We start from the raw sequence: 20,749 nt of genomic DNA, 5'->3' as shown, positions 1-20,749 counted from the left end.
CTAAGGCATCCCGATGGCCAAGCTTTCCGACAAGAAATCGACCGAAGCGAGATCTGGCGCACCGGCGCCGATCGAGCTGATTTGCGCCAATGCCGACATCTCGCTGCAGATGACGCGCTGGCTGTCGCATCTGCGTGCCGAGCGGCGGCTGTCGCCCAAGACGCTTGAGGCCTATGCGCGTGACGTTCGGCAGTTTCTGACGTTCCTCGCCGAGCACTGGGGCGCGCTCGTTTCGCTGCCGCGTTTCGCCAAACTGGAGGCCAGCGATGTCCGTGCCTTCATGGCGGCGCGTCGCAGCGATGACATTGGCGGTCGCTCCCTGATGCGCGCGCTGGCTGGCTTGCGGTCGTTCGGGCGATTTCTGGAACGTGAAGGCAAAGGTAACGTCGGTGCGCTGTCAGCGATACGCGCGCCGAAAATCGGCAAGAGCCTGCCGAAACCGCTGCAGATGGCCTCTGCCAAGCGTCTTGCCGATGCGAATGAACGCGCGGGCGAAAATCGCGATCCGTGGATCTGGGCGCGCGATGCCGCGGTGATGGCGCTACTCTATGGCTCGGGCCTCCGCATCTCCGAGGCGCTTGGCCTCAAGCGGCGCGACGTGCCGGCACCCGGTGCCGGTGACGTGCTGATCGTCAATGGCAAGGGCAACAAGACCCGCATGGTACCCGTGTTGCAGAATGTGCTGGAGCTCATCGCCGACTATGCGGCGCAGTGTCCGCACCCGCTGCCTGCTGAAGGACCGATGTTTGTCGGCGCGCGGGGCGGTCCGCTCAGCCCGCGGATCATCCAGTTGACCATGGAGCGGATGCGTGGCGCGCTCGGCCTGCCCGACAGCGCCACGCCGCACGCGCTGCGCCATTCCTTTGCCACCCATCTGCTGACCCGCGGTGGTGACCTCCGCGCGATCCAGGAATTGCTCGGCCACGCCTCGCTGTCGACCACGCAGATCTATACCGGCATCGACACCGAGCGGCTGTTCGAGGTCTACAAGACCGCACACCCGCGAGCGTAGGCCAGGCAAGCCCCAGCTGTAGTAGAAGTGTCATGAGCTGCCCCTTGCGAAGTCGCCGCGGTTCGGTCAAATCGACACATCGACCAACCGGAGGGGATTACGATGGGCGCGCACGAAAGTATGGAGCACGCGGAGCATGCCGAGCATGCGTCCGGCTCGAACAAGAATATTGCACTGCTGATTGCCGTGATCGCGCTGTTTCTGGCGTTCTCGGAAACACTCGGCAAGGGCGCGCAAACCGAATCCATCAGCAAGAACGTCGAAGCATCCAACCTCTGGGCGTTCTTCCAGGCCAAAAGCATCCGCCGCACCGTCGTTCAGGCGACCTCGGACCAGGCCAGGCTCAGCCTCGGCCTGATGGGTGACGATGCCGCCAAGGCCGCACTGTCCAAGCAGATCGATGACTGGAAGAAGACCGCGGATCGTTATCGCTCCGAGCCGGAGACTGGCGAAGGCTCCGAACAACTCGCCGCCCGTGCCAAGGAGGCCGAGCATGCGCGCGACCTCGCAATGGCGCGTTATCATCACTATGAAGTGGCCTCCGCCGCATTCCAGATCGGCATCGTGCTGGCATCGGCCACGATCATCACCGGTATGATCGCGCTGGCCTGGGTATCAGGTGCACTGGCGATTGCCGGCGTCGCCTTCACCGCGATCGGCCTGTTCGCGCCGCATGCGGTTCACCTCATGTAATGACTTAAGCCGAAGCGGTCCGGCATAGCTGCAGGACCGCTTCGGCAAACACCTTGGGCGCTTCCTGCGGCACATTATGCCCGACGCCCGGGATCACACGGCGCTCATAGTGTGCCGTAAAATACTGGCCGTGATTCTCCGAACCTTTCACCGGCCCCACGCCGTCATCAGCGCCGTGTAGCACAATGGTCGGAACATCGATCTTCGGCTGCGTTGCGAGTTGCGTTTCCAGAAAAGCATAATTCGGATCGCCGGCGACGCTGCCGGTACGGTGCATGTAGGAATGCACGACCACATCGACGAAGTCACCGTTGTCGAAGGCCGACGCCGAACGCTCGAATGTCGCGTTGTCGAACGCCCAGCTGGGCGACCACATCTTCCAGAGCAGTTTGGCCAGTGCGTCGCGGTTCTGGATCAGGCCGTTGCGGCCGCGTTCGGTATGGAAATAATACTGATACCACTGTCGCGCTTCCTGCTCGGGCGCGAATGGCCGCGCCGCATTCGTCAGGTCCTGTATGTTGTAGCCGGTGCAGCTGACAAGGCCATGTACGCGTTCGGGCCATAGCGCAGAGACGACGCAGGCTGCGCGTCCGCCCCAGTCATAGCCGGCGACGACAGCCTTGCCGATCCGCAGCGCGTCCATCAGCTCCAGCAGATCCTGTCCGAGCGCAGCCTGTTGCCCCGAGCGGATGGTCGCGTTGGAGAGAAAGCGCGTGGGCCCATAGCCACGCAGATAGGGCACGATGGTACGAAAGCCGGCAGCGTTAATGATGCCAACCGCGTCGTCATAGCCGCGGATGTCGTAGGGAAAGCCGTGCAGAAGGATCACGGGCATCCCGCCCTCCGGTCCGCTATGTTCATAAGCAATATCGAGAAGGGGAGTTTGGATGCGTGCCAGTTCAGCCAAGTCGCTCTCCCGTTCGGTCTACCGCGCCGAATGCGCCCGATGACGCAGCCGTTGTACCAGTCGCATCCAACGCGATGATGAATTGGAGCGGAACATCGCCATCGTCGCCTTGATTCTTGCAGTAACAGGCGCGACCAATTCGCCGGCCCGGCGGCGGATGTCGAGAACGAACTCGTAGAGCTTCCGAAACCAGTTCATCTGCAACAGCTTCGGCCGTGTCACATCGAAGATGAACGCGGCGACGCCGACGCCGAGAAACTTGCTGAACACGATGAGCGCGAAAGCGCTGATCCAATACTGATGCATGAGCAGCCAGGCGCCGGCCAGTTTCAACGGAAACAGCAGGATCGCCGGAATAACAAACACGACCAGCGTCAACATTGGCGATAGCCGCGCGATTCGCGCGGCTAGCCATTCCTTGAATGCGCGCAGCGGAATCGCTGCAACGATGCGTGCGACGACCGGTTCGAGATGATCCCACAGCCACGCCTCGATCAGGAAGATCAAGGCGAGGAAGAACCATAGCGGCTGCAGCACGCGTCGCATCATGGTGTTCGTCTCCCAGCCGGCGTTGCGCCGGCCGTGACTCACATATGGATAGCGCGCTTGGCTACCGCAAATGCCGCTTCCTTCACCGCCTCGGAGCGGGTCGGATGGGCATGGCAGGTGCGGGCCAGATCTTCGGCGGAACCGCCGAATTCCATCAGCACGCAGGCCTCGTGGATCATTTCGCCGACTTCGCGGCCGATCATATGCACGCCGAGCACGCGATCGGTCTTCGCATCTGCGAGAATCTTCACGAAACCATCGGTGGTCTGGTTGACCTTGGAGCGGCCATTGGCAGTGAACGGGAACTTGCCGACATTGTAAGCGATACCGGCAGCCTTGAGCTCTTCCTCGGTCTTGCCGACGGCAGCGACTTCCGGCGTGGTGTAGACGACGCCCGGGATCACGTCATAGTTCACATGACCGGCCTGGCCGGCGAGAAGCTCGGCGCAGGCGACGCCTTCGTCTTCCGCCTTGTGCGCCAGCATCGGGCCCGCGACGACGTCGCCGATCGCGTAGACGCCCTTCACGTTGCTCGAGAAGTGATGGTCGATCTTGACGCGGCCGCGCTCATCGAGCTCGACACCTGCTTCCTTGAGGCCAAGCGCTTCGGTGTAAGCGACGCGGCCGATCGCCACGAGAATCACATCGGCTTCGATGGACTCGGCAGCGCCGCCCGCGGCCGGCTCAATCTGCGCCTTCAGTTTCTTACCCGACGTATCGACGCCGGTGACCTTGGCACCGAGCTTGAAGGTCATGCCCTGCTTCTCGAGCATACGCTGGAACTGCTTGGCGACTTCGCCATCCATGCCGGGCAGGATACGGTCGAGGAATTCCACCACGGTGACTTCAGCGCCGAGGCGGCGCCACACCGAACCGAGCTCGAGGCCGATCACGCCGGCGCCGACCACGATCATTTTCTCCGGTACCTTGTCGAGAGACAGCGCGCCGGTCGACGACACGATGCGCTTCTCGTCGACCTCGATGCCCTTCAGCTTCGCGACGTCAGAGCCGGTAGCGATGACGATGTTCTTTGTCTCCAGCGTCTGGGCCTTGCCGTCAGCGCCGGTGACTTCGACCTTGCCGGTGCCGAGCACACGGCCGGTGCCCATCACGACGTCGATCTTGTTCTTCTTCATCAGGAACTCGACACCCTTGACGTTGCCGTCGATGCCCTGCTGCTTGAAGTTCATCAGCGCTGGAAGATCGAGTGTCGGGGCGGACACCTTGATGCCCATCTTGGCGAAGGAGTGGCCGGCTTCCTCAAAAAGCTCTGACGAATAGAGCAAAGCCTTCGAAGGCATGCAGCCGATGTTCAGGCAGGTGCCGCCCAGCGTGCTGTTCTTCTCGACGACGGCGACCTTCATGCCGAGCTGGGCCGCGCGAATCGCGCAGACATAACCACCGGGTCCGGTGCCGATAACAACGAGGTCGTAAGAAGCCATGATGCAGTCCTGTATTGTCTTCAGATGATATGGGGTGTCAGAGCCTCAGCGGCCACCGGACACGTCGAGAATGGTGGATGTGACGTAAGAAGCCTCGTCCGACAGCAACCAGACGATGGCATTGGCAACTTCATCCGCAGTGCCGACGCGCTTCATCGGTACGTTGACGGAAAGACGATGCGCGCGATCCGGCTCGCCGCCCGACGCGTGAATATCAGTATCGATCAAACCGGGTCGAATGCCGGCGACGCGAATGCCTTCGGCTGCGACTTCATGTCCGAGGCCGATGGTGAAGGAATCGATCGCGCCCTTCGACGCGGCATAGTCGACATAGGTGTTCGGCGCGCCCAGTTTGGCGGCTACCGATGACAGATTGACGATAACTCCGCCCTTGCCGCCGTGCTTGGTCGACATCCGCTTTACGGCTTCGCGGGCGCAGAGAATGCTTCCGGTGACATTCACCGTCATCATGTTGGCGATGCGTTCGGCAGTCATCTGATCGACGCGGATGGAGGGGCCCACGATGCCGGCATTGTTGACCAGAGCACCAAGCGGTCCGAAGGCGTCGGCCGCCTTGAACAGCGCGAGAATGTCAGCCTCCGAGCCGACATCGCATTTCACGGCGATAGCCTTGCCGTTGGTCGCTTCGATCTTCGAAACGACCTCATTCGCTGCTGCTTCGTTGCTGGCATAGCCGACAACGACCTTGAAGCCGTGCGCCGCCGCCAGAAGTGCAGTGGCACGGCCGATGCCGCGGCTGCCGCCAGTAATGATGACGACGTCGTCGCTCATGCGGCGCTCCCGGTGAGTGCGGCGTTGAAGGACCAGATGTGTCCGAATGGATCGCGAATGGTGCCGTAGCGGGCACCCCAGAAAACATCTTGAGGCGCCATCACGACTTCTGCTCCTGATGTTTCCGCACGGGCAATCGCGGCGTCGACATCTTCAGGCTTGGGCAGATTGATATTGATCGTCATGCCGGCGCCGCCGCGGGTCTGCGGCGATAGGATGTGGCCACCAAACTCGGGAAATTCGTCATGCAGCATAACTTCGCTGCCGAACATTTCGAGATTGGCGTGCATGACCCGCTTGCCGTCGTCGGCCATTGTGTGGAACGAACACTTCGCGCCAAGCGCCTTCTCATAGAAGGCAATGGCCTCAAGCCCACCCTTGACGCAAAGGTGGGCCTGAATTGGCGGAGGGTTCGGTCCGAACGCCATGGCGACCTCGGGTTAGAGATCCAGAACGAGACGGGCCGGATCTTCCAGGCTTTCCTTGACGCGGACGAGGAAGGTCACGGCTTCCTTGCCGTCGATCACGCGGTGATCGTAGGACACCGCCAGATACATCATCGGGCGGATCTCGATCTTGCCGCCGACCACGACCGGACGTTCCTGGATCTTGTGCATGCCGAGGATGGCCGACTGCGGTGCGTTCAGGATCGGCGTCGACATCAGCGAGCCGTAGATGCCGCCATTGGTGATGGTGAAGGTGCCACCCTGCATTTCGTCGATCTTGAGCTGGCCGTCACGGGCGCGCTTGCCGAAATCTGCAATGGTCTTTTCGATGTCGGAGATCGACTTGGTATCGCAATCGCGCACCACGGGGACCACGAGGCCCTTGTCGGTGCCGACGGCGACGCCGACGTGATAGTAGTTCTTGTAGATCAGGTCGGTGCCGTCGATCTCGGCATTCACGGCCGGAATATCCTTCAGCGCCTGCACGCAGGCCTTGGTGAAGAAGCCCATGAAGCCGAGCTTGGTGCCGTGCTTCTTCTCGAACACATCCTTGTACTGCGAGCGCAGCGCCATCACGTTGGTCATGTCGACCTCGTTGAAGGTCGTCAGCATCGCGGCGGTGTTCTGCACGTCCTTGAGGCGACGCGCGATGGTCTGACGCAGGCGCGTCATTTTCACGCGCTCTTCGCGGGCAGCATCGTCAGCGGGTGACGGCGCACGTACCTGCACGGCGGCGGCAGACTGATTGATTGGTGTCGGTGCCGACGCAGCCTTTTCGATCGCAGCGAGCATGTCGCCCTTGGTCACGCGGCCATCCTTGCCTGAGCCGGGGACGGTGGCGGCATCGATGCCGCTCTCGGCCGAGATCTTGCGGACCGACGGCGCCAGCGGCGCATCGACGGGGGCAGACTTTTGAGCGGGAGCAGGCGTAGCAGCGGCGGGTGCAGCGGCCGGAGCCGGGGCAGCGGGCTTCGCGGGAGCTGCAGCCGGCTTGGCGCCACCGGCGCCATCGGTGATCTGACCGAGCAGCGCGCCGACAGCAACGGTCTCGCCATCCTTGGCAACGATTTCGCCGAGCACGCCAGCGGACGGCGCCGGCACTTCGATCGTGACCTTGTCGGTCTCGAGTTCGACCAACGGTTCGTCAACGGCGACGGCATCGCCGGCCTTCTTGAACCAGCGGCCGATTGTGGCTTCCGTCACGGATTCGCCGAGCGTGGGAACGCGAATTTCAGTCATTGTCTATTTCCTCTTGTGGCGTGGCGACCCGCTCGGTCATCCCTGCCTGAACTTGAAATCAATGCGGATATGCGAACGCCCCGCGGGTGCGGGGCATTCGCCAACAGGATGGAGGCTTAGCCGAGCGCTTCGTCGAGGAAGGCCTTGAGCTGGGCGAGATGCTTGGACATCAGGCCGGTGGCGGTCGCTGCCGAAGCAGCGCGGCCGGCATAACGCGGACGCTTGTGAGTGGCGTTGATCTGGTTGAGCACCCATTCAAGATACGGCTCGATGAAATGCCAGCCGCCCATATTGCGCGGCTCTTCCTGACACCAGACGAATTCCGCACCCTTGAAGCGGGTCAACTCCTGCACCAGCGTCTTCAGCGGCACCGGATAGAGCTGCTCGATGCGCATCAGGTAGACATCATCGATGCCGCGCTTCTCGCGCTCCTCATAGAGGTCGTAATACACCTTGCCGGAGCACAGCACGACGCGACGGATCTTGTTGTCGGGCACGAGCTTGATCTTCTCGTCCGGCAGCTTCTCCGCATCGTCGAACAACACGCGGTGGAAGGTGGTATTGTCGCCGAGCTCGCTCAGCTTCGACACCGCACGCTTGTGGCGCAGCAGCGACTTCGGCGTCATCACGATCAGCGGCTTGCGAATCTCACGCTTCAACTGACGACGCAGCATGTGGAAGTAGTTCGCGGGGGTGGTCGGATAAACCACCTGCATGTTGTCTTCCGCGCACATCTGCAGGAAGCGCTCGAGGCGAGCGGAGGAATGCTCCGGTCCCTGGCCTTCATAGCCATGCGGCAGCAGGCACACCAGGCCCGACATACGCAGCCACTTGCGCTCGCCCGACGAGATAAACTGGTCGAACAGCACCTGCGCGCCGTTGGCGAAGTCGCCGAACTGAGCTTCCCAGATCGTCAGCGCCTTCGGTTCGGCCAGCGAGTAGCCGTATTCGAATCCGAGCACGGCTTCTTCGGACAGCAGCGAGTTGATGACCTCGTAGTGACCCTGGTCGGGCTTGAGGTGGTTGAACGGCGTGTAGCGGCTTTCGTCTTCCTGGTCGAACAGCACCGAATGGCGCTGTGAGAAGGTGCCGCGCTCCGAGTCCTGGCCGGACAGCCGGACATGGTGGCCTTCTTCCATCAGGGTACAGAATGCCAGCGCCTCGCCGGTCGCCCAGTCGATGCCTTCGCCACTGTCGATCGCCTTGGCGCGGGTGTCGAGGAAACGCTGCACCGTGCGGTGAACGCGGAAGCCATCGGGCACCTTGGTGATCTTGGCGCCGATCTCCTTCAGCGTCTTGACGTCGACGCCCGTCACGCCGCGGCGGGGATCTTCCTCCTGGTCAGCATATTTGAAGCCGGCCCACTTGCCGTCGAGCCAGTCGGCCTTGTTCGGCTTGTAGCCGGCGCCGGCTTCGAGCTCGGCATCGAGACGGGCGCGCCAGTCGGCCTTCGCCTTGTCGATTTCGCCTTCGGTCATCACGCCATCGGCGATGATGCGCTTGGCATAGATATCCAGCGTCGACTGATGCGCGCCGATCTTCTTGTACATCACCGGCTGGGTGAACGCCGGCTCGTCGCCTTCGTTATGGCCGTGGCGGCGATAGCAGAACATGTCGATGACGACGGGCTTGTGGAACTTCTGCCGGAACTCGATCGCGATCTTGGCGGCGAACACCACCGCTTCCGGATCGTCCCCGTTCACATGGAAGATCGGAGCATCGATCATCTTCGCGACATCGGACGGATAGGGCGACGAGCGGGAGTAACGCGGATAGGTGGTGAAGCCGATCTGGTTGTTGACGATGAAGTGGATCGAACCGCCGGTGCGATAGCCTTTCAGGTCCGACAGTGCGAAGCATTCCGCAACCACACCCTGACCTGCGAAGGCCGCATCGCCATGCATCAGGAGCGGCAGCACGGAAATACGCTGGTCCGGCGGATCACCATTCTGGTCCTGCTTGGCGCGGACCTTTCCGAGCACCACGGGATCGACGATTTCAAGATGCGACGGGTTCGCCGTCAGCGACAGATGGATGTTGTTGTTGTCGAACTCGCGATCCGACGAGGCACCGAGGTGATACTTGACGTCACCCGAGCCTTCGACCTCGTCCGGATTGGCCGAACCGCCCTTGAATTCATGGAACAGCGCGCGGTGCGGCTTGCCCATCACCTGGGTCAACACATTGAGGCGACCGCGATGGGGCATGCCGACGACGATGTCACGGACACCCAAGCTGCCGCCGCGCTTGATGATCTGTTCCAGCGCCGGGATCAGCGATTCGCCGCCGTCGAGGCCGAAGCGCTTGGTACCGGTGAACTTGACGTCGCAAAACTTCTCGAAGCCGTCGGCTTCGATCAGCTTCTGAAGGATGGCACGGCGACCTTCGGGCGTGAAGCTGATTTCCTTGTCCGGACCTTCGATACGTTCCTGGATCCACGCCTTTTGTGCGCGGTTGGAAATGTGCATGAACTCGACGCCGAGGGTCTGGCAGTAGGTGCGCTGCAGGATAGCAACGATCTCACGCAGCGTGCCGTATTCGAGGCCGATGACGTTATCGAGGAAGATCTTGCGGTCGTAGTCGGCATCGGTGAAGCCGTAGGAGCGCGGATCGAGTTCCTCGTGATCCTTCTGACCTTCGATGCCCAGCGGATCGAGATTGGCGTGGAAATGGCCGCGCATGCGGAAGGCGCGGATCAGCATCAAGGCGCGCACCGAATCGCGGGTCGCCTGATTGATGTCACCGGTCGGTGCCGCAGCACTTGGCTGCGCGGCCTTGGCGGCGAGCTTGGCGCCCATCACCTTCTCGACCTGGGCCCAGTTGCCGTCCATGGCGGAGGTCAGGTCGTCCTTGGGCGTCAGCGGCCAGTTGGCCTTCTCCCAGGACGGGCCTTCGGCGTTCTTTTGAACGTCGGCGGGCGAGTCCTTCAGGCTCTTGAAGAACTCCTGCCATTCGGCGTCGACCGAGGAGGGGTCCTTTTCGTAACGGGCATAGAGTTCGTCGATGTAAGTGGCGTTTGCGCCTTGCAGAAATGAGGAGAGTGCAAAGGCGGCGTTCGCGTCCTGGCGAGACATGATGGCGTCCTGATTTGGTATCGCGCGGAAATTTTAGCGAGGGCTGATCCGGTTGCCGGATCATCCTAAAGTCGAGCGAGCTTCTACCCTATTTAATCCGAATGTGCGCCCTGAAAAGCACGAAGAACTGAATATTTCGTCAATTCTTTGTGCGCGAGATTTTGTCCGCTGATTTCAGTCGACGACACTGAGGTCTTCCTTGGCCAAAGCGGCAGCGCCGCCTTGCAGGCCGGCGCGCCGGGTGCGGCGGATTTTGGGCGGTCCGCAGGCCTCGTCGAGCAGGGCATTGGCGGCCATGCCGGCGGCGTCCGCGACGGTCGGATCGCGGGTCACCATGGCGGCGACGATGGCGCCGTCCATCAAGAGGCCGATCTGGTGCGCGAGAAAGTCCGGCTTCTTGGCGCCGGCAGCCTCGGCCAGTCCGGAGATGTGCTTGAGAACGAACGATTTATGCCGGATCGTGATGTCGCGCAGCCGGGTTTCGTCCTTGGAGTGCTCGCCGACTGCATTGATGAAAACACAGCCATAATAGGTCTCTTCGGCAAACCAGCTCTTCAGCGCGGGGAAGATCGAATCCAGCTTTTCACGCGGGGTTTTGGCGCGTTCCACGGCTGCAATGAACCAGCCGCGCCAGGCCTCGCTTTCCGCCTTGAGCACGGCGTCGACGAGATCGTCCTTCGATTTGAAGTTCTTGTAGAGCGTGGTTTTGGCCGTGCCAGCCTCACTGACGATGGCGTCGATGCCGGTGGCATTGATGCCATTCTTGCAGAACAGCCTTGTTGCCGCGTCCATCAGCCGCTCCCGCGGCGTTACCTGCGGAGCATTGCTTTCGACAGCCTGCGGCATCGCATCAGTCATGCCCTGTCATATGTCATGGCGCGCGCGCGGCGCAAGCGATCATCGGTTCCTGACCAATATTCGAGCGGGTAAATACGCATTTGCCGCGCTAAGCGGCAGTTCGGCCTCTGCCCCATTTCGCATCAGTTCCGCAACTCGCTGATCCCGCAATGGTTCTCGCATCGGCAGACGCTGGCACGGTTTCTGCAAAGCTACAGAACGTTCTGTATCTTTCCAATCTGCAAGGGAGAAAACCAATGACTGCTGTTGCCGCCAAAACCGCCCTGACCGGCTGCCTCGCGCCGATCGACAAAGGCGGCCTCGAACAACTGATCGCCAACGGCAAAGCCAATCCCAATGTCATTAAGACGCTGAAGTGCAAAACGGTGGCCGAGGGCAAGTTCCGCCACGCCAACTACATCCGCAACCTGCCGCCTTACATCGTCGATGAGCCGCCGGCGCTGCTCGGCGACGACACTGCGCCGAATCCGTCAGAGGCGTCATTGGCGGCGCTTGGCTCCTGCATCGCCGTCGGCCTGCACGCCAATGCCGTGCATCGCGGCTGGACGGTCAACAAGCTCGAATTGCAGCTCGAAGGCGATCTCAACATCACCGCTGTCTGGGGCACCGGCGACATCAGCGAGAAGCCGGTCGGCTTTACCGATGTGCGCATCAAGGTCGACATGGAATGCGAAGGCGTTGCCCAGGTCGAGATCGATGCGCTGATCGATCATGTCAAGAAGTGGTCGCCTGTGGCCAACACCTTCACGCGTCCGGTCAATCTCGAAGTCTTTGCCTGAATGTGAGTTTGCGCGGCCGCAGCGATGCGGCCGCAGTCTCTCTTCCTTGCGCGTGACGGAGATCGACATGACCACGACGGCAGTGCTGCGGAAATCTGACGATATTGAAGTGACCGGCGACACACCGTCGCTCGTCGAGCGAATAGCTGCCGTCGCGCGCACCGATCTTTCCCCGATCGCTTTGGAGATCGATGAAGGCACGATCTATCCAGACCGGGCGCTACGTCATCTCGGCGATGTCGGCGCTTGGTCGGCACACGCGGATCTCGGCGAGACGATCGCGGGCATCACCACCATCGGTGAGACCTGTGGTGCGACGGCCTTCATGGCGTGGTGTCAGAACACGCTGGTCTGGTACATCCTTAATTCCGACAATGCCGCGCTGAAGGCGAAGTATCTGAGCGACACCGCAAGCGGCAAGTTGCTCGGCGGCACCGGCCTCTCCAATCCGATGAAGAGCTTCTTCGGCATCGAGAAACTCAAGCTGAAGGGCCGGCGTACCGACGGCGGCTATATCGTGCGCGGTGCGCTGCCATGGGTGTCCAATCTCGGCCCCGACCATATGTTCGGCACCATCTTCGAACTCGATGATGGCTCCGGCGAGAAGGTGATGTTCCTCGCCGATTGCGCCGATGAAAATCTGTCGCTGACGCCGTGCAAGCCGTTCCTCGCGATGGACGGCACCGGCACCTACGCCGTGCAATTCCGCGATGTCTTCATTCCAGACGATCAGGTGCTCGCGGCGCCCGCGATGCCGTTCGTGAAGAAAATTCGCGCGGGCTTCATCCTCATGCAGATGGGCATGGGCCTCGGACTGCTGCGCGATTGCGTGGCTATCATGGATAGCGTTAAGCCATCGCTCGCCCACGTCAATTGCTTCCTGCCACAGCAGCCCGAGGATTTCGCCGGGCTTCTCGCGAAAATGGAGGCCGAGACGATGATGCTCGCGGCCACACCCTTTGACACGAGCAATGCCTATTGGCGCAGCGTCGTCGAGTTGCGTCTGCGCGCGGGCGATGCCGCGGTCGCCGCTGCGCATGCAACGATGCTGCATTGTGGCGCGCGCGGCTATCTCAAATCTCATCGTGCGCAGCGCCGGCTGCGCGAGTCTTATTTCGTGGCGATCGTCACCCCCGCCACCAAGCAACTCAGAAAAATGCTCGCAGACAATGCGCGCGAATATCAGGGAGACCAGGGCGGGGCGTGATTCCGGTCATGCCAATGACCCCGATCATGCCAAGACCAGAAGACGAATTTCTTCACCTCACGGCGAAACGACAGGCGATCCAGCACAAACGACTCAACAACGATGGTTCAACACAATGGAGGCTTTCAATGGCTGAAGTTCTCATTTCCGCAGACGACCTCGTCACGTTCATGAAGTCAGAACCTTGTGTCATCATCGACACGCGTAATCCCGATGCCTATGCGGCCGGGCATATCCCCGGCGCCGTCAATCTCCACGAGATCTTCACGTTCCTCGCGACCTCGACGCCCGAAGGTATGGACGAGTTGAAGAAGAAGTTCGCCGCGGCCTTCGGCGGTGCCGGCCTGTCCGGCAGCGAAACTGCAGTAATCTACGAACAGTCGATGAATTCCGGCTTCGGCCAGTCCTGCCGTGGCTACTTCCTGCTTGAATTCCTCGGCTATCCCAAGATCAAGGTGCTGCACGGCGGCTTTGAAGCCTGGACCATGAAGGGTCTGCCGACGACGACTGATGTCCCGACGCCGACAGCGGCTTCGTTTGCGATCAAACCGGAAGCCGGCTCGATCCTGATCGATGCGGGCACCATGCAGGCCGCACTCGACAATCCGTCAATCGCGATCCTCGACGTTCGCGACGTTGATGAATGGATCGGCGAAAGCTCCTCGCCTTATGGCAAGGATTTCTGCCCGCGCATGGGTCGCATCCCCGGCGCGGTCTGGATCGAATGGTACCGCATGATGAAACCGACATCGGAAGGTCCGCGCTTCAAGTCGAAGAACGAGATCCTCGCCGAATGCGCCACTGTCGGGATCACGCCGGCAACCACGGTCTATCTCTATTGCTTCAAGGGCGCGCGGGCGTCGAACACGTTCCTCGCGCTGAAGAACGCCCGCGTCGCCGATGTGCGAATGTATTTCGGGTCGTGGAATGAATGGAGCCGCGATGTGAAGTATCCCATCGAGGAAGGCCTGCCGGTGGTGGGCGAGAAACAGGCGGTGGCGGCGTAACCACCACGCTCGTCATTCCGGGATGCATCAGACGGCGGAGCCGGCTGATGCATCCCGAAATCCCAAAATGTTCATCGTTCCATGTCGAGATTCCGGGCCCGGTCCTGTCGCCTCTGGCGCCAGTCCCGTCCCGGAATGACAGTGTGTAGCGCGAAAACAAAAGGTCCGCTCTCACGAACGGGCTTTGTGCTGTCGGCAAGCGCATCCTCGCACAAGCGCGCGTCGTGCGACCGGATCGAACTGACACAGGCCGACGGACGTTCTGCCTGCGCGTCAATGCCTGATCAGGATCACGCCCAGGATCAGGCAAGCCGCTCCTGCAAAGCGGATCAATCCGGCGGGTTGAACGGGCACACCAAGCAACCCGAAATGGTCGAAGATCATCGATCCCAGCATCTGCCCGGTGATCAGGAGCGCAAAGAACGTTGCCGCGCCGAGGCGGGGCACAAGGTAGATGCCCAGCTCAAGCGAGCTCGGCTCAGCCCTTCAGCACGTCCACCAGCGTCGTACCAAGTCGTGCCGGCGATGGCGAGACGCGGATGGGCGCGCGAACGCCTCCAGCCTGCATCAAAGCCACGGAAAACGACCGGCTGCGCTCTTTATTAGTCGACACCGTATTCCATAACATTCGAACAGCGAATGTCCGGTCTCTGCTGCAAATTGGACCGTGCCGTAACGTCGACTGATGGCATTCGACCTCGGTGCACATGAGGCGGTTTCATCTGTGCCGAAGGATGCTCATTTCAACAGCTCACTGACGGCGCTGTCGATCACACCACTCGGCCATTTGACTTATTGCTATGAAATCGCCGTCATCGACGAAGAGCTGAGGCTTTAAGAGGCGCTGCGACGAATGTCGCTTTGCATCTCGGCCTCGGTCTCCTGAAGCCAGAACGGCATGTCCATCGTGCGGTACAGTGCGGCCGCGCTGGTGAAATACTTCTGCGCGTGCGCGTGGGGGCCGCTACGCCGGTAAAGCTTGCCGAGGCCGAACTTGCAGTGGGCGACCAACGGACGCATGCCGCGCGTTTCGGCGAGTACCAGCGCCCGGCGAAAATGAGTCTCGCCGCGCTCGGCATCGAACCGGTCGGGGTGGGTCGCAACCTCGCCGAGAAGATGCAGCGCATGAGCCGCGAACCCGGCCTGGTGCGGCGAGGCTTCCAGTGCGCGGGTGCCGAGCCGCTGCGCGTCGTCGAGACGCCCCAGCAACAGCGCTGTCCGACCTAGCCACGGATAGAGCCATCCGAGATTCCCGACATATCCGGTCGCGACCTGACGCTCGACGAGTTGCTCACCTTCCTGAAGCCGGCTCAGTGCCTCGCTGGCGTCGCCAAGCTGCGCCATGTTCCAGGCGGAGAAGGCGACCGACAGGGAAAGCAGGAGAGGGAGATTTCCCGCCCTGATCACCGCCATTGCACGCTCGAAACCTGGGCGCGCCTGTGCCCACTCGCCCCGCAGCAGGTGGACCGTCCCATCGGTAAGGTGAGCCCATCCGACGGCGTAGGCATCCAGCAGCGGTGCGACGAGCCGGATCGCTTCGGCTGCAGGCCCGGCCGCTTCGGCGAAGCGGCCTAGTTCCGCCAGGCTCATGATCAGGTAGCCACGGTCGTGAACCGATGGCGGAGCAGCGATTCCAAAATTCTCCAAGGCCCAACCGGTAGGCAGAGCGGAAAGATTGTCGGTGGTCAGATCCACCACCCGGGCATGATCGCCGCGGAAGAAGCGTACCTGCGAGAGAAAACTTGTGGCAAGGATGCGAAGCCTGAGGTCCCCGAGGCGCCCCGCGATCTCCAGCGCGCGAGCGCCGGACGCAAGCCCGTCGTCCAGCTCGCCGAGCCCGCCGTGCATACTTGTCATGACGGCGCAGACTCGGCCGCGCCGGCCCTCGTCGTTCATCCGCTCGGCGAGCGTCCCCGCTTCACGCAGGCGTTCCAGCGCCCGCCCGACTTCGCCGAGCCGGACTAGCAACTGACGCAAGTCGAGTCGGATATCGAAGCCTTGCTCCAGCGTCGACCGACTCTCCGGCAGTGTCGCGAGAACCTCCAGCGTCCGTTCGAAGAATTCGACAGCCTCGCGGAGCGCCCATCGTACATGGGCAAGCCGACCCGCCTTGAGCCAAAAGTCGATCGCCTCACGAGCAAGCCCGGCCTCGGTGAAATGGTGGGCGACCACCTCGGGCACGCGTTCTACCGTCGCCGCAAGCCGCTCGACCAGAACATTGGCGATGTCTGCATGCAACTGTCGCCGCCGGCTCCTGAGCATCGTGATATAGGCGGCGTCCTGGACCAGCGCATGTTTGAACGCGTAAGTCGCGTCCGCCGACGTTCCGCGTCGGGAGATGAGGCCGGACGCCGTCAGCCGTTCCAGTGCCGCGTCGAGGTCCATCGGGGGCATGGCGGACACCGCGGCAATCAGCTCGTGGGAGAACTCCCGTCCGATCGCGGCGCCGATCTGCGCCACATGCTTGACCGTGCCAAGCCGGTCGAGGCGCGCGACCAACGAAGCTTGCAGCGTGGTCGGGATCGCGAGTGGTGGCAGCGGTCCATCGAGCACGTAGCGGTCCGTCGTCTCGCGCAACAATCTGCTATCGAGCAGCGTGCGCGTCAATTCCTCGATGAACAGTGGTACGCCATCCGTATGCGCAAGGATCTGATTGGTGACGACGTCCGGCAGCGGTTTGTCCTTGGTGACGCCACCAATGATGGCGGCGCTGTCATGACGTCCAAGTCGGCTCAAGAGCAGCATCGTAACATGCGGCTGGCCGACCCAGGTTGGTTCGAGTTCTGGCCGGAACGTGACGGCCAGCAACACCGGCAGGTTAGCGGCGCGCGCGACCAGTCGATCGAGCAGGTCGAGTGAAGTTGGATCGATCCAGTGGACATCCTCGAACACGACCAGGATGGGGCTCTTCGCTGTCAGGCCGTCGAGCTGGTCGAGCAGTGCCGCGAGTGTCATCTCTCGCTTCTGCTGCGGACTGACCGCCAATGCCGGATAGCGTCCATCCGTCGGCAGCGTCAGCAACTCGGCGATCAGCGCCATGTCGCGCGGCAGATTTTTCGCCGTCGGCTTTAGCAGGGCCTCCAATTTCTCGAGCTTCGCGCTGAAGTCGCTGCTCGGTTCGAATCCCGCGGCCTGCTCGAGCTGCGCGATGAACGGATGGAGCGCGCTCTGCGCGTGGTGGGGCGAGCAAAAATAGCGAATGCGGGTATGCGGCTCGCCGTCGAGCCTGCGCAGCAGGCTTTCGGCAATGCGCGATTTGCCGATACCAGGCTCGCCGGAGAGCAGGACGACCCGACCCTCGCCGAGCTTGGCCTGATCCCAGCGGCGCAACAGGCGCTCGATCTCTTCCTGCCGTCCAACGAGCGGGGTCAGCTTACCCGCGCGTCGGGCCTCGAACCGGCTGACGCCGGCCGTCTCGCCGCGCACCTGCCACGCTTCCACCGGTTGCGGCAGTCCCTTCACCTCGATGGGATCGCGTGCGCGGCAGTCGAACATCTGCCCCACCAGCCGCCGCGTGCTGGCGGCAATCAACGCTTCACCGGGCACTGCCGCGGCTTGCAGCCGCGTCGCCATGTCCGATGTATCTCCGATCGCAACCCGCTGCTGCATATTGCCGGCCCCCCGCCATTTGCCCACAACTACGAGCCCGGAAGCAATTCCGGCACTGGCCTGAAGCGCGGCGCCGAAGGAGGTTTTTAAGGTGCGGACAGCATCTAGAAGGGCACGACCAGCGCGAACCGCTTGCTCGGCGTCATGCTCACGCGCAGTGGGATACCCGAAATAGATGAGTGCGCCGCTGCTTTCATAATGCGCGGCGAATCCGTCGAACTGCGCGACTATTTCTGCAATCATCCTGTGGAATGCCGTGATCAGATCATGGACATCTTCCGCATCGAGCCGATCGGAAAGCGAGCCGACCAATTTGCAGACAAGTATCGTCAACTGGCGTTGTTCGAGATCATCGACGTTCGCCGCAGTTACCGCGTACGTAGACGTGGGAAATGCTTCAGCGACGGCAGGCCCGGCATGCTGCGGCTCGAAGAGGTTCGCCTCTGGCGTGTCGGCCGCTCCACCGCTTCGGATTTCTGAGGCGAGCGCCCGCGTTGCAGCATCTGGCTCGGTGCTGAGCTCGCGCTTCAACATCGAAACGATATCTAGATAATACGTCAGCGCTTCGGTCCTACGGCCCTTGGCGACGAGCGCCTGCATGATTAAACGGTGGACGTCTTCCCGCATGTTGTTGAGAGCGTGGGCTCGTTGGCCAGCCTGCAAGGCTTGGTCGATACGGCCGGCGGTCAACTCTTGGCCGCCGATGCTGACCAGTGCGTTCAAAGCTAGTTCCTGGAGCCGCTCGCGTTCGCCGGCTAGCCACTCGCTCCAGCTCTCTTCGCTGACACCGATAATGTCATCCACAAATGGACCCCGGTAGAGATTTGCCGCCGTATGCATCGCATCGTGGCTACCATCCCGGATGAGTGCCTCGAACCGGCCGACATCGCACGACACCACGGTTGGATTCAGGCATACGAACTCGCCATCGCTGTTGATGGCGTCCGAGCCAATAACCTGACGAAGCTTGAAAAGGGCCTGCCGCAGGTTCTGCCGGGCCTGGGCGTCGAAGTGGGAGCCCCATAGGAGCGTCGAAAGCCGCTCGCGCGGCTGGGGCGCAGGCCCCATACAGCCCAGATAACTCAGCAGTGCAGCGAGCTTTTTGTTCGGCAGGCTTATTACGCCATCGGGCCCGGTCAGGACGAAGCGGCCCAGAAGTGAAAGATTGATCCTTGGGCTAACTGCTTCCACTGCTCGGCTTCCAGCTTTTCTCCAAGCTGTAGCAGTTTTGGATGAAATCGATCTTGCCTCGCTCTCGTGGCTGCACGAGATGATCGGCGAGGTCACCGACCGTTTTGGACGACTGCAACACATTGTCATTTGCGATCCTCACACTAGAAAAGCCCGACACTGAGGTCCAATCCATCCGCTAGCGACAGCAGCCATACCAGCAGGACGGCGCCAAGGAGCAGCCCGATCTGCCGAAGAAATAATGTGCGCAGTGATGCCTTCGGAAACGCTCTAAGGAAAGCGCTTGCGACGATGTCGGTCGAGCGAGCTCGCATGAAGGCCTCCTTGTCCCAATGGCGGGACGGCGGCTCGCGCCGCTCCTCGTCCGATGTGTCCGGCGCAGCCCGCCGCCGCAATAACGCTCATCCATGGACTTGGGTACTACCTAGAAAGGTGGTCCAATGTCCTTTATGTACGCGCGATGGTTTATGAGCTGCACGCTTTTGGGTAATCGGACATGAAGCCAACCACCAACTCCACCGATCTGCAGCTTCAGAACGTCTACGCTCTCTGGGATCATCTGGCCGAATACTCTGCCGGCGACAGCGATGCCGCATTGACACACCTGCTAGGTGCATTGGCTACGATGCTATCGGCGAGCAATGTCCTATGGTCCGTGGTCGTGCGCCTGCCTACGCCCAAACGTGACGATCCCCTGCTGGGCTGGCGTCCTCGCCTCGTCCGACTGCTGGACCCGAAACCCGCAGTGGCAGCATCTGTACAGCAGCAGTTCGATGCGCTGTGGTCGACCAAGCTCGACCTTTCCCAGATACTCTCCGCATCGGGAGACGAGCCGTTCCGGGTCCGCCTGCTGTTCGACGCGCTGCCGCCGGAGTGGTTCGAGGGCGAGCACTATCAGCGACACTATCTGGACGTCGGCCACGCCGACAGCATCTCAGTGCGCATTGCACTCAATGATGATGTGAGAATTCGCCTGTTCGTCTTCCGCGATGCGCAGTCGCGCCGCTTCTCGGCCCAGGACGGCGAGCATCTGGGCTTTGTGATGCGTGGCTTGAGATGGTTCCACCGACAACAACTGCTCGGCCACGGTCTGCTCATCGCCGACGCACCGCTAACCCCGGCGGAACGCAGGGTATTGCTCGCGCTCCTCGACGGGCAGATGGAAAGGCAGATCGCGCAGAAGCTTGATCAGAGTCCTAACACCACCCACTTTCACGTGAAGTCCATCTACGCCAAATTCGGCGTGCGCAACCGCGCGGCGCTCGCGGCGCTGTGGCTCGGCAAGCTTCGATGACCGGTGCCAAAGCCGCAGGCCGTTGACGTGTACTACCACCCGCCCGAAGAAGTCAGTCTTCGCGTCGGGACGTTCTTCGATTGGGTCGTCGAACACCTACAAGCGGATGAAGGGTTCAAAGTCAAAGTTGAGCTGTCGTCCCTTCTCTGATCCGTCGGACCATCGAACTGCTGCTGCACGTTGCATGTCATCTAAGGACGTTTGCAGGTCGAGGACTTGAGCGAGTATTCATAGGCGGCAGCGAACCACCTATTTAGGTGGTTTTCAGGCGCATCAAGTGGCGCGATATTGCACGGGGGCTGAGAGGTCCTCTCACCGTAACGATATGGGAGATATGCGATGCGCACAGGAACGGGCGCGCGCCAGCTTGAAAGGCCCGGAGGAGACCGCAACGAGAAGGGAAGGCCTGCCGGCGCTTTCGTCGTCTTGTTATGTCTGTTCTGACTGCACGCGCAATTTTCGCAGCAGGCCGCGGCCAGGGTGGCGATGCGCCGGAATGATCCAATGCCCAACGTCAACGTCTCCTGGCCCCGTCGTTAGGCAACTTGCACGAATCCACTCCCACACGAGAAATACTAACGCTGAAATGACGGTCCACTAACGTCATTGACGTACCGGAATGCCCTTATGCGCGTTCGTCTGCGGGTTCA

Annotated in this window: 17 protein-coding genes and 1 pseudogene; 7 read left to right on the top strand and 11 right to left on the bottom strand. The window is 61.6% G+C overall.

Translation table 11 applies throughout. The features are described from left to right. Positions 1–13: 13 nt before the first annotated feature. Positions 14–1,012 (top strand): tyrosine recombinase XerC, encoded by a 999-nt coding sequence (locus A4A58_RS04510; RefSeq protein WP_068730133.1) that lies wholly within the window; start codon positions 14–16, stop codon positions 1,010–1,012. 102 nt (positions 1,013–1,114) lie between these two features. Then, the gene (locus A4A58_RS04505; protein ID WP_068730131.1) at positions 1,115–1,705 is read left to right on the top strand and encodes a DUF4337 domain-containing protein; all 591 of its coding nucleotides are present in this window, start codon (positions 1,115–1,117) and stop codon (positions 1,703–1,705) included. Positions 1,706–1,709: 4 nt separating this feature from the next. Here the strand turns inward: A4A58_RS04505 and A4A58_RS04500 are convergent, their stop codons facing one another. The 8 genes from A4A58_RS04500 to A4A58_RS04465 form a co-directional block, all read right to left on the bottom strand. Next, positions 1,710–2,603 carry an alpha/beta fold hydrolase gene (locus tag A4A58_RS04500; RefSeq protein WP_068730457.1) on the bottom strand — a complete coding sequence of 298 codons (894 nt, stop codon included), beginning with the start codon at positions 2,601–2,603 and terminating at the stop codon, positions 1,710–1,712. A gap of 27 nt (positions 2,604–2,630) precedes the next feature. Further along, positions 2,631–3,161, bottom strand: coding sequence for a hypothetical protein (locus A4A58_RS04495; RefSeq protein ID WP_068730456.1), 531 nt, complete (start codon positions 3,159–3,161; stop codon positions 2,631–2,633). A gap of 38 nt (positions 3,162–3,199) precedes the next feature. Beyond that, the gene (lpdA, locus tag A4A58_RS04490) at positions 3,200–4,603 is read right to left on the bottom strand and encodes a dihydrolipoyl dehydrogenase (RefSeq protein ID WP_068730129.1); all 1,404 of its coding nucleotides are present in this window, start codon (positions 4,601–4,603) and stop codon (positions 3,200–3,202) included. A 45-nt stretch (positions 4,604–4,648) separates the two neighbouring features. Beyond that, positions 4,649–5,395 (bottom strand): SDR family oxidoreductase, encoded by a 747-nt coding sequence (locus A4A58_RS04485; RefSeq protein WP_068730127.1) that lies wholly within the window; start codon positions 5,393–5,395, stop codon positions 4,649–4,651. Then, on the bottom strand, positions 5,392–5,823 hold the full coding sequence (locus A4A58_RS04480; RefSeq protein WP_068730125.1) for a VOC family protein: 432 nt from the start codon (positions 5,821–5,823) through the stop codon (positions 5,392–5,394). The genes A4A58_RS04485 and A4A58_RS04480 overlap by 4 nt, the downstream gene beginning before the upstream one ends. A 12-nt stretch (positions 5,824–5,835) precedes the next feature. Further along, complete coding sequence (gene odhB / locus A4A58_RS04475) at positions 5,836–7,080, bottom strand: 2-oxoglutarate dehydrogenase complex dihydrolipoyllysine-residue succinyltransferase (protein WP_068730123.1); 1,245 nt, start codon at positions 7,078–7,080, stop codon at positions 5,836–5,838. A gap of 116 nt (positions 7,081–7,196) precedes the next feature. Continuing rightward, positions 7,197–10,154, bottom strand: coding sequence for a 2-oxoglutarate dehydrogenase E1 component (locus tag A4A58_RS04470; protein ID WP_068730121.1), 2,958 nt, complete (start codon positions 10,152–10,154; stop codon positions 7,197–7,199). 174 nt (positions 10,155–10,328) lie between these two features. After that, positions 10,329–11,012: a TetR/AcrR family transcriptional regulator gene (locus A4A58_RS04465; protein WP_068730119.1), complete on the bottom strand. Its 684-nt coding sequence runs from the start codon at positions 11,010–11,012 to the stop codon at positions 10,329–10,331. Positions 11,013–11,248: 236 nt separating this feature from the next. On the opposite strand from A4A58_RS04465, the gene A4A58_RS04460 reads away from it, so the two are divergent. The 3 genes from A4A58_RS04460 to A4A58_RS04450 all read left to right on the top strand — a co-directional run bounded on the left by A4A58_RS04460 (position 11,249) and on the right by A4A58_RS04450 (position 14,005). Further along, positions 11,249–11,791 (top strand): OsmC family protein, encoded by a 543-nt coding sequence (locus tag A4A58_RS04460; RefSeq protein ID WP_068730117.1) that lies wholly within the window; start codon positions 11,249–11,251, stop codon positions 11,789–11,791. 67 nt (positions 11,792–11,858) lie between these two features. After that, on the top strand, positions 11,859–12,998 hold the full coding sequence (locus tag A4A58_RS04455; RefSeq protein ID WP_068730455.1) for an acyl-CoA dehydrogenase family protein: 1,140 nt from the start codon (positions 11,859–11,861) through the stop codon (positions 12,996–12,998). A 128-nt stretch (positions 12,999–13,126) separates the two neighbouring features. Beyond that, a complete protein-coding gene (locus tag A4A58_RS04450; protein ID WP_068730115.1) occupies positions 13,127–14,005 on the top strand; it encodes a sulfurtransferase in 879 nt (292 codons plus the stop codon). Between the two features lie 273 nt (positions 14,006–14,278). On the opposite strand, the pseudogene A4A58_RS29545 reads toward A4A58_RS04450, so the two are convergent. Together A4A58_RS29545 and A4A58_RS31635 are read right to left on the bottom strand one after the other, a co-directional pair. Further along, positions 14,279–14,467, bottom strand: a pseudogene (locus A4A58_RS29545) (DMT family transporter); the annotation flags it as partial. A 16-nt stretch (positions 14,468–14,483) separates the two neighbouring features. Further along, entirely contained in the window at positions 14,484–14,618 is a 135-nt protein-coding gene (locus A4A58_RS31635; protein WP_283804890.1) for a hypothetical protein, read from the bottom strand. A gap of 72 nt (positions 14,619–14,690) precedes the next feature. Here A4A58_RS31635 and A4A58_RS30730 point away from each other — a divergent pair, with 72 nt between their 5' ends. Beyond that, positions 14,691–14,843, top strand: coding sequence for a hypothetical protein (locus tag A4A58_RS30730; protein WP_158005647.1), 153 nt, complete (start codon positions 14,691–14,693; stop codon positions 14,841–14,843). Here the strand turns inward: A4A58_RS30730 and A4A58_RS04445 are convergent. Further along, positions 14,840–18,805: a BTAD domain-containing putative transcriptional regulator gene (locus tag A4A58_RS04445; RefSeq protein ID WP_068730112.1), complete on the bottom strand. Its 3,966-nt coding sequence runs from the start codon at positions 18,803–18,805 to the stop codon at positions 14,840–14,842. The two genes, A4A58_RS30730 and A4A58_RS04445, sit on opposite strands and share 4 nt — an antisense overlap. A 496-nt stretch (positions 18,806–19,301) precedes the next feature. Here A4A58_RS04445 and A4A58_RS04435 point away from each other — a divergent pair, with 496 nt between their 5' ends. Beyond that, positions 19,302–20,099 carry a helix-turn-helix transcriptional regulator gene (locus A4A58_RS04435; protein ID WP_068730108.1) on the top strand — a complete coding sequence of 266 codons (798 nt, stop codon included), beginning with the start codon at positions 19,302–19,304 and terminating at the stop codon, positions 20,097–20,099. Positions 20,100–20,749 lie beyond the last annotated feature (650 nt).

Source organism: Tardiphaga robiniae (assembly GCF_001618955.1).
GTDB lineage: Bacteria > Pseudomonadota > Alphaproteobacteria > Rhizobiales > Xanthobacteraceae > Tardiphaga > Tardiphaga robiniae_A.
This window is presented reverse-complemented; position numbering and strand designations above follow the sequence as displayed.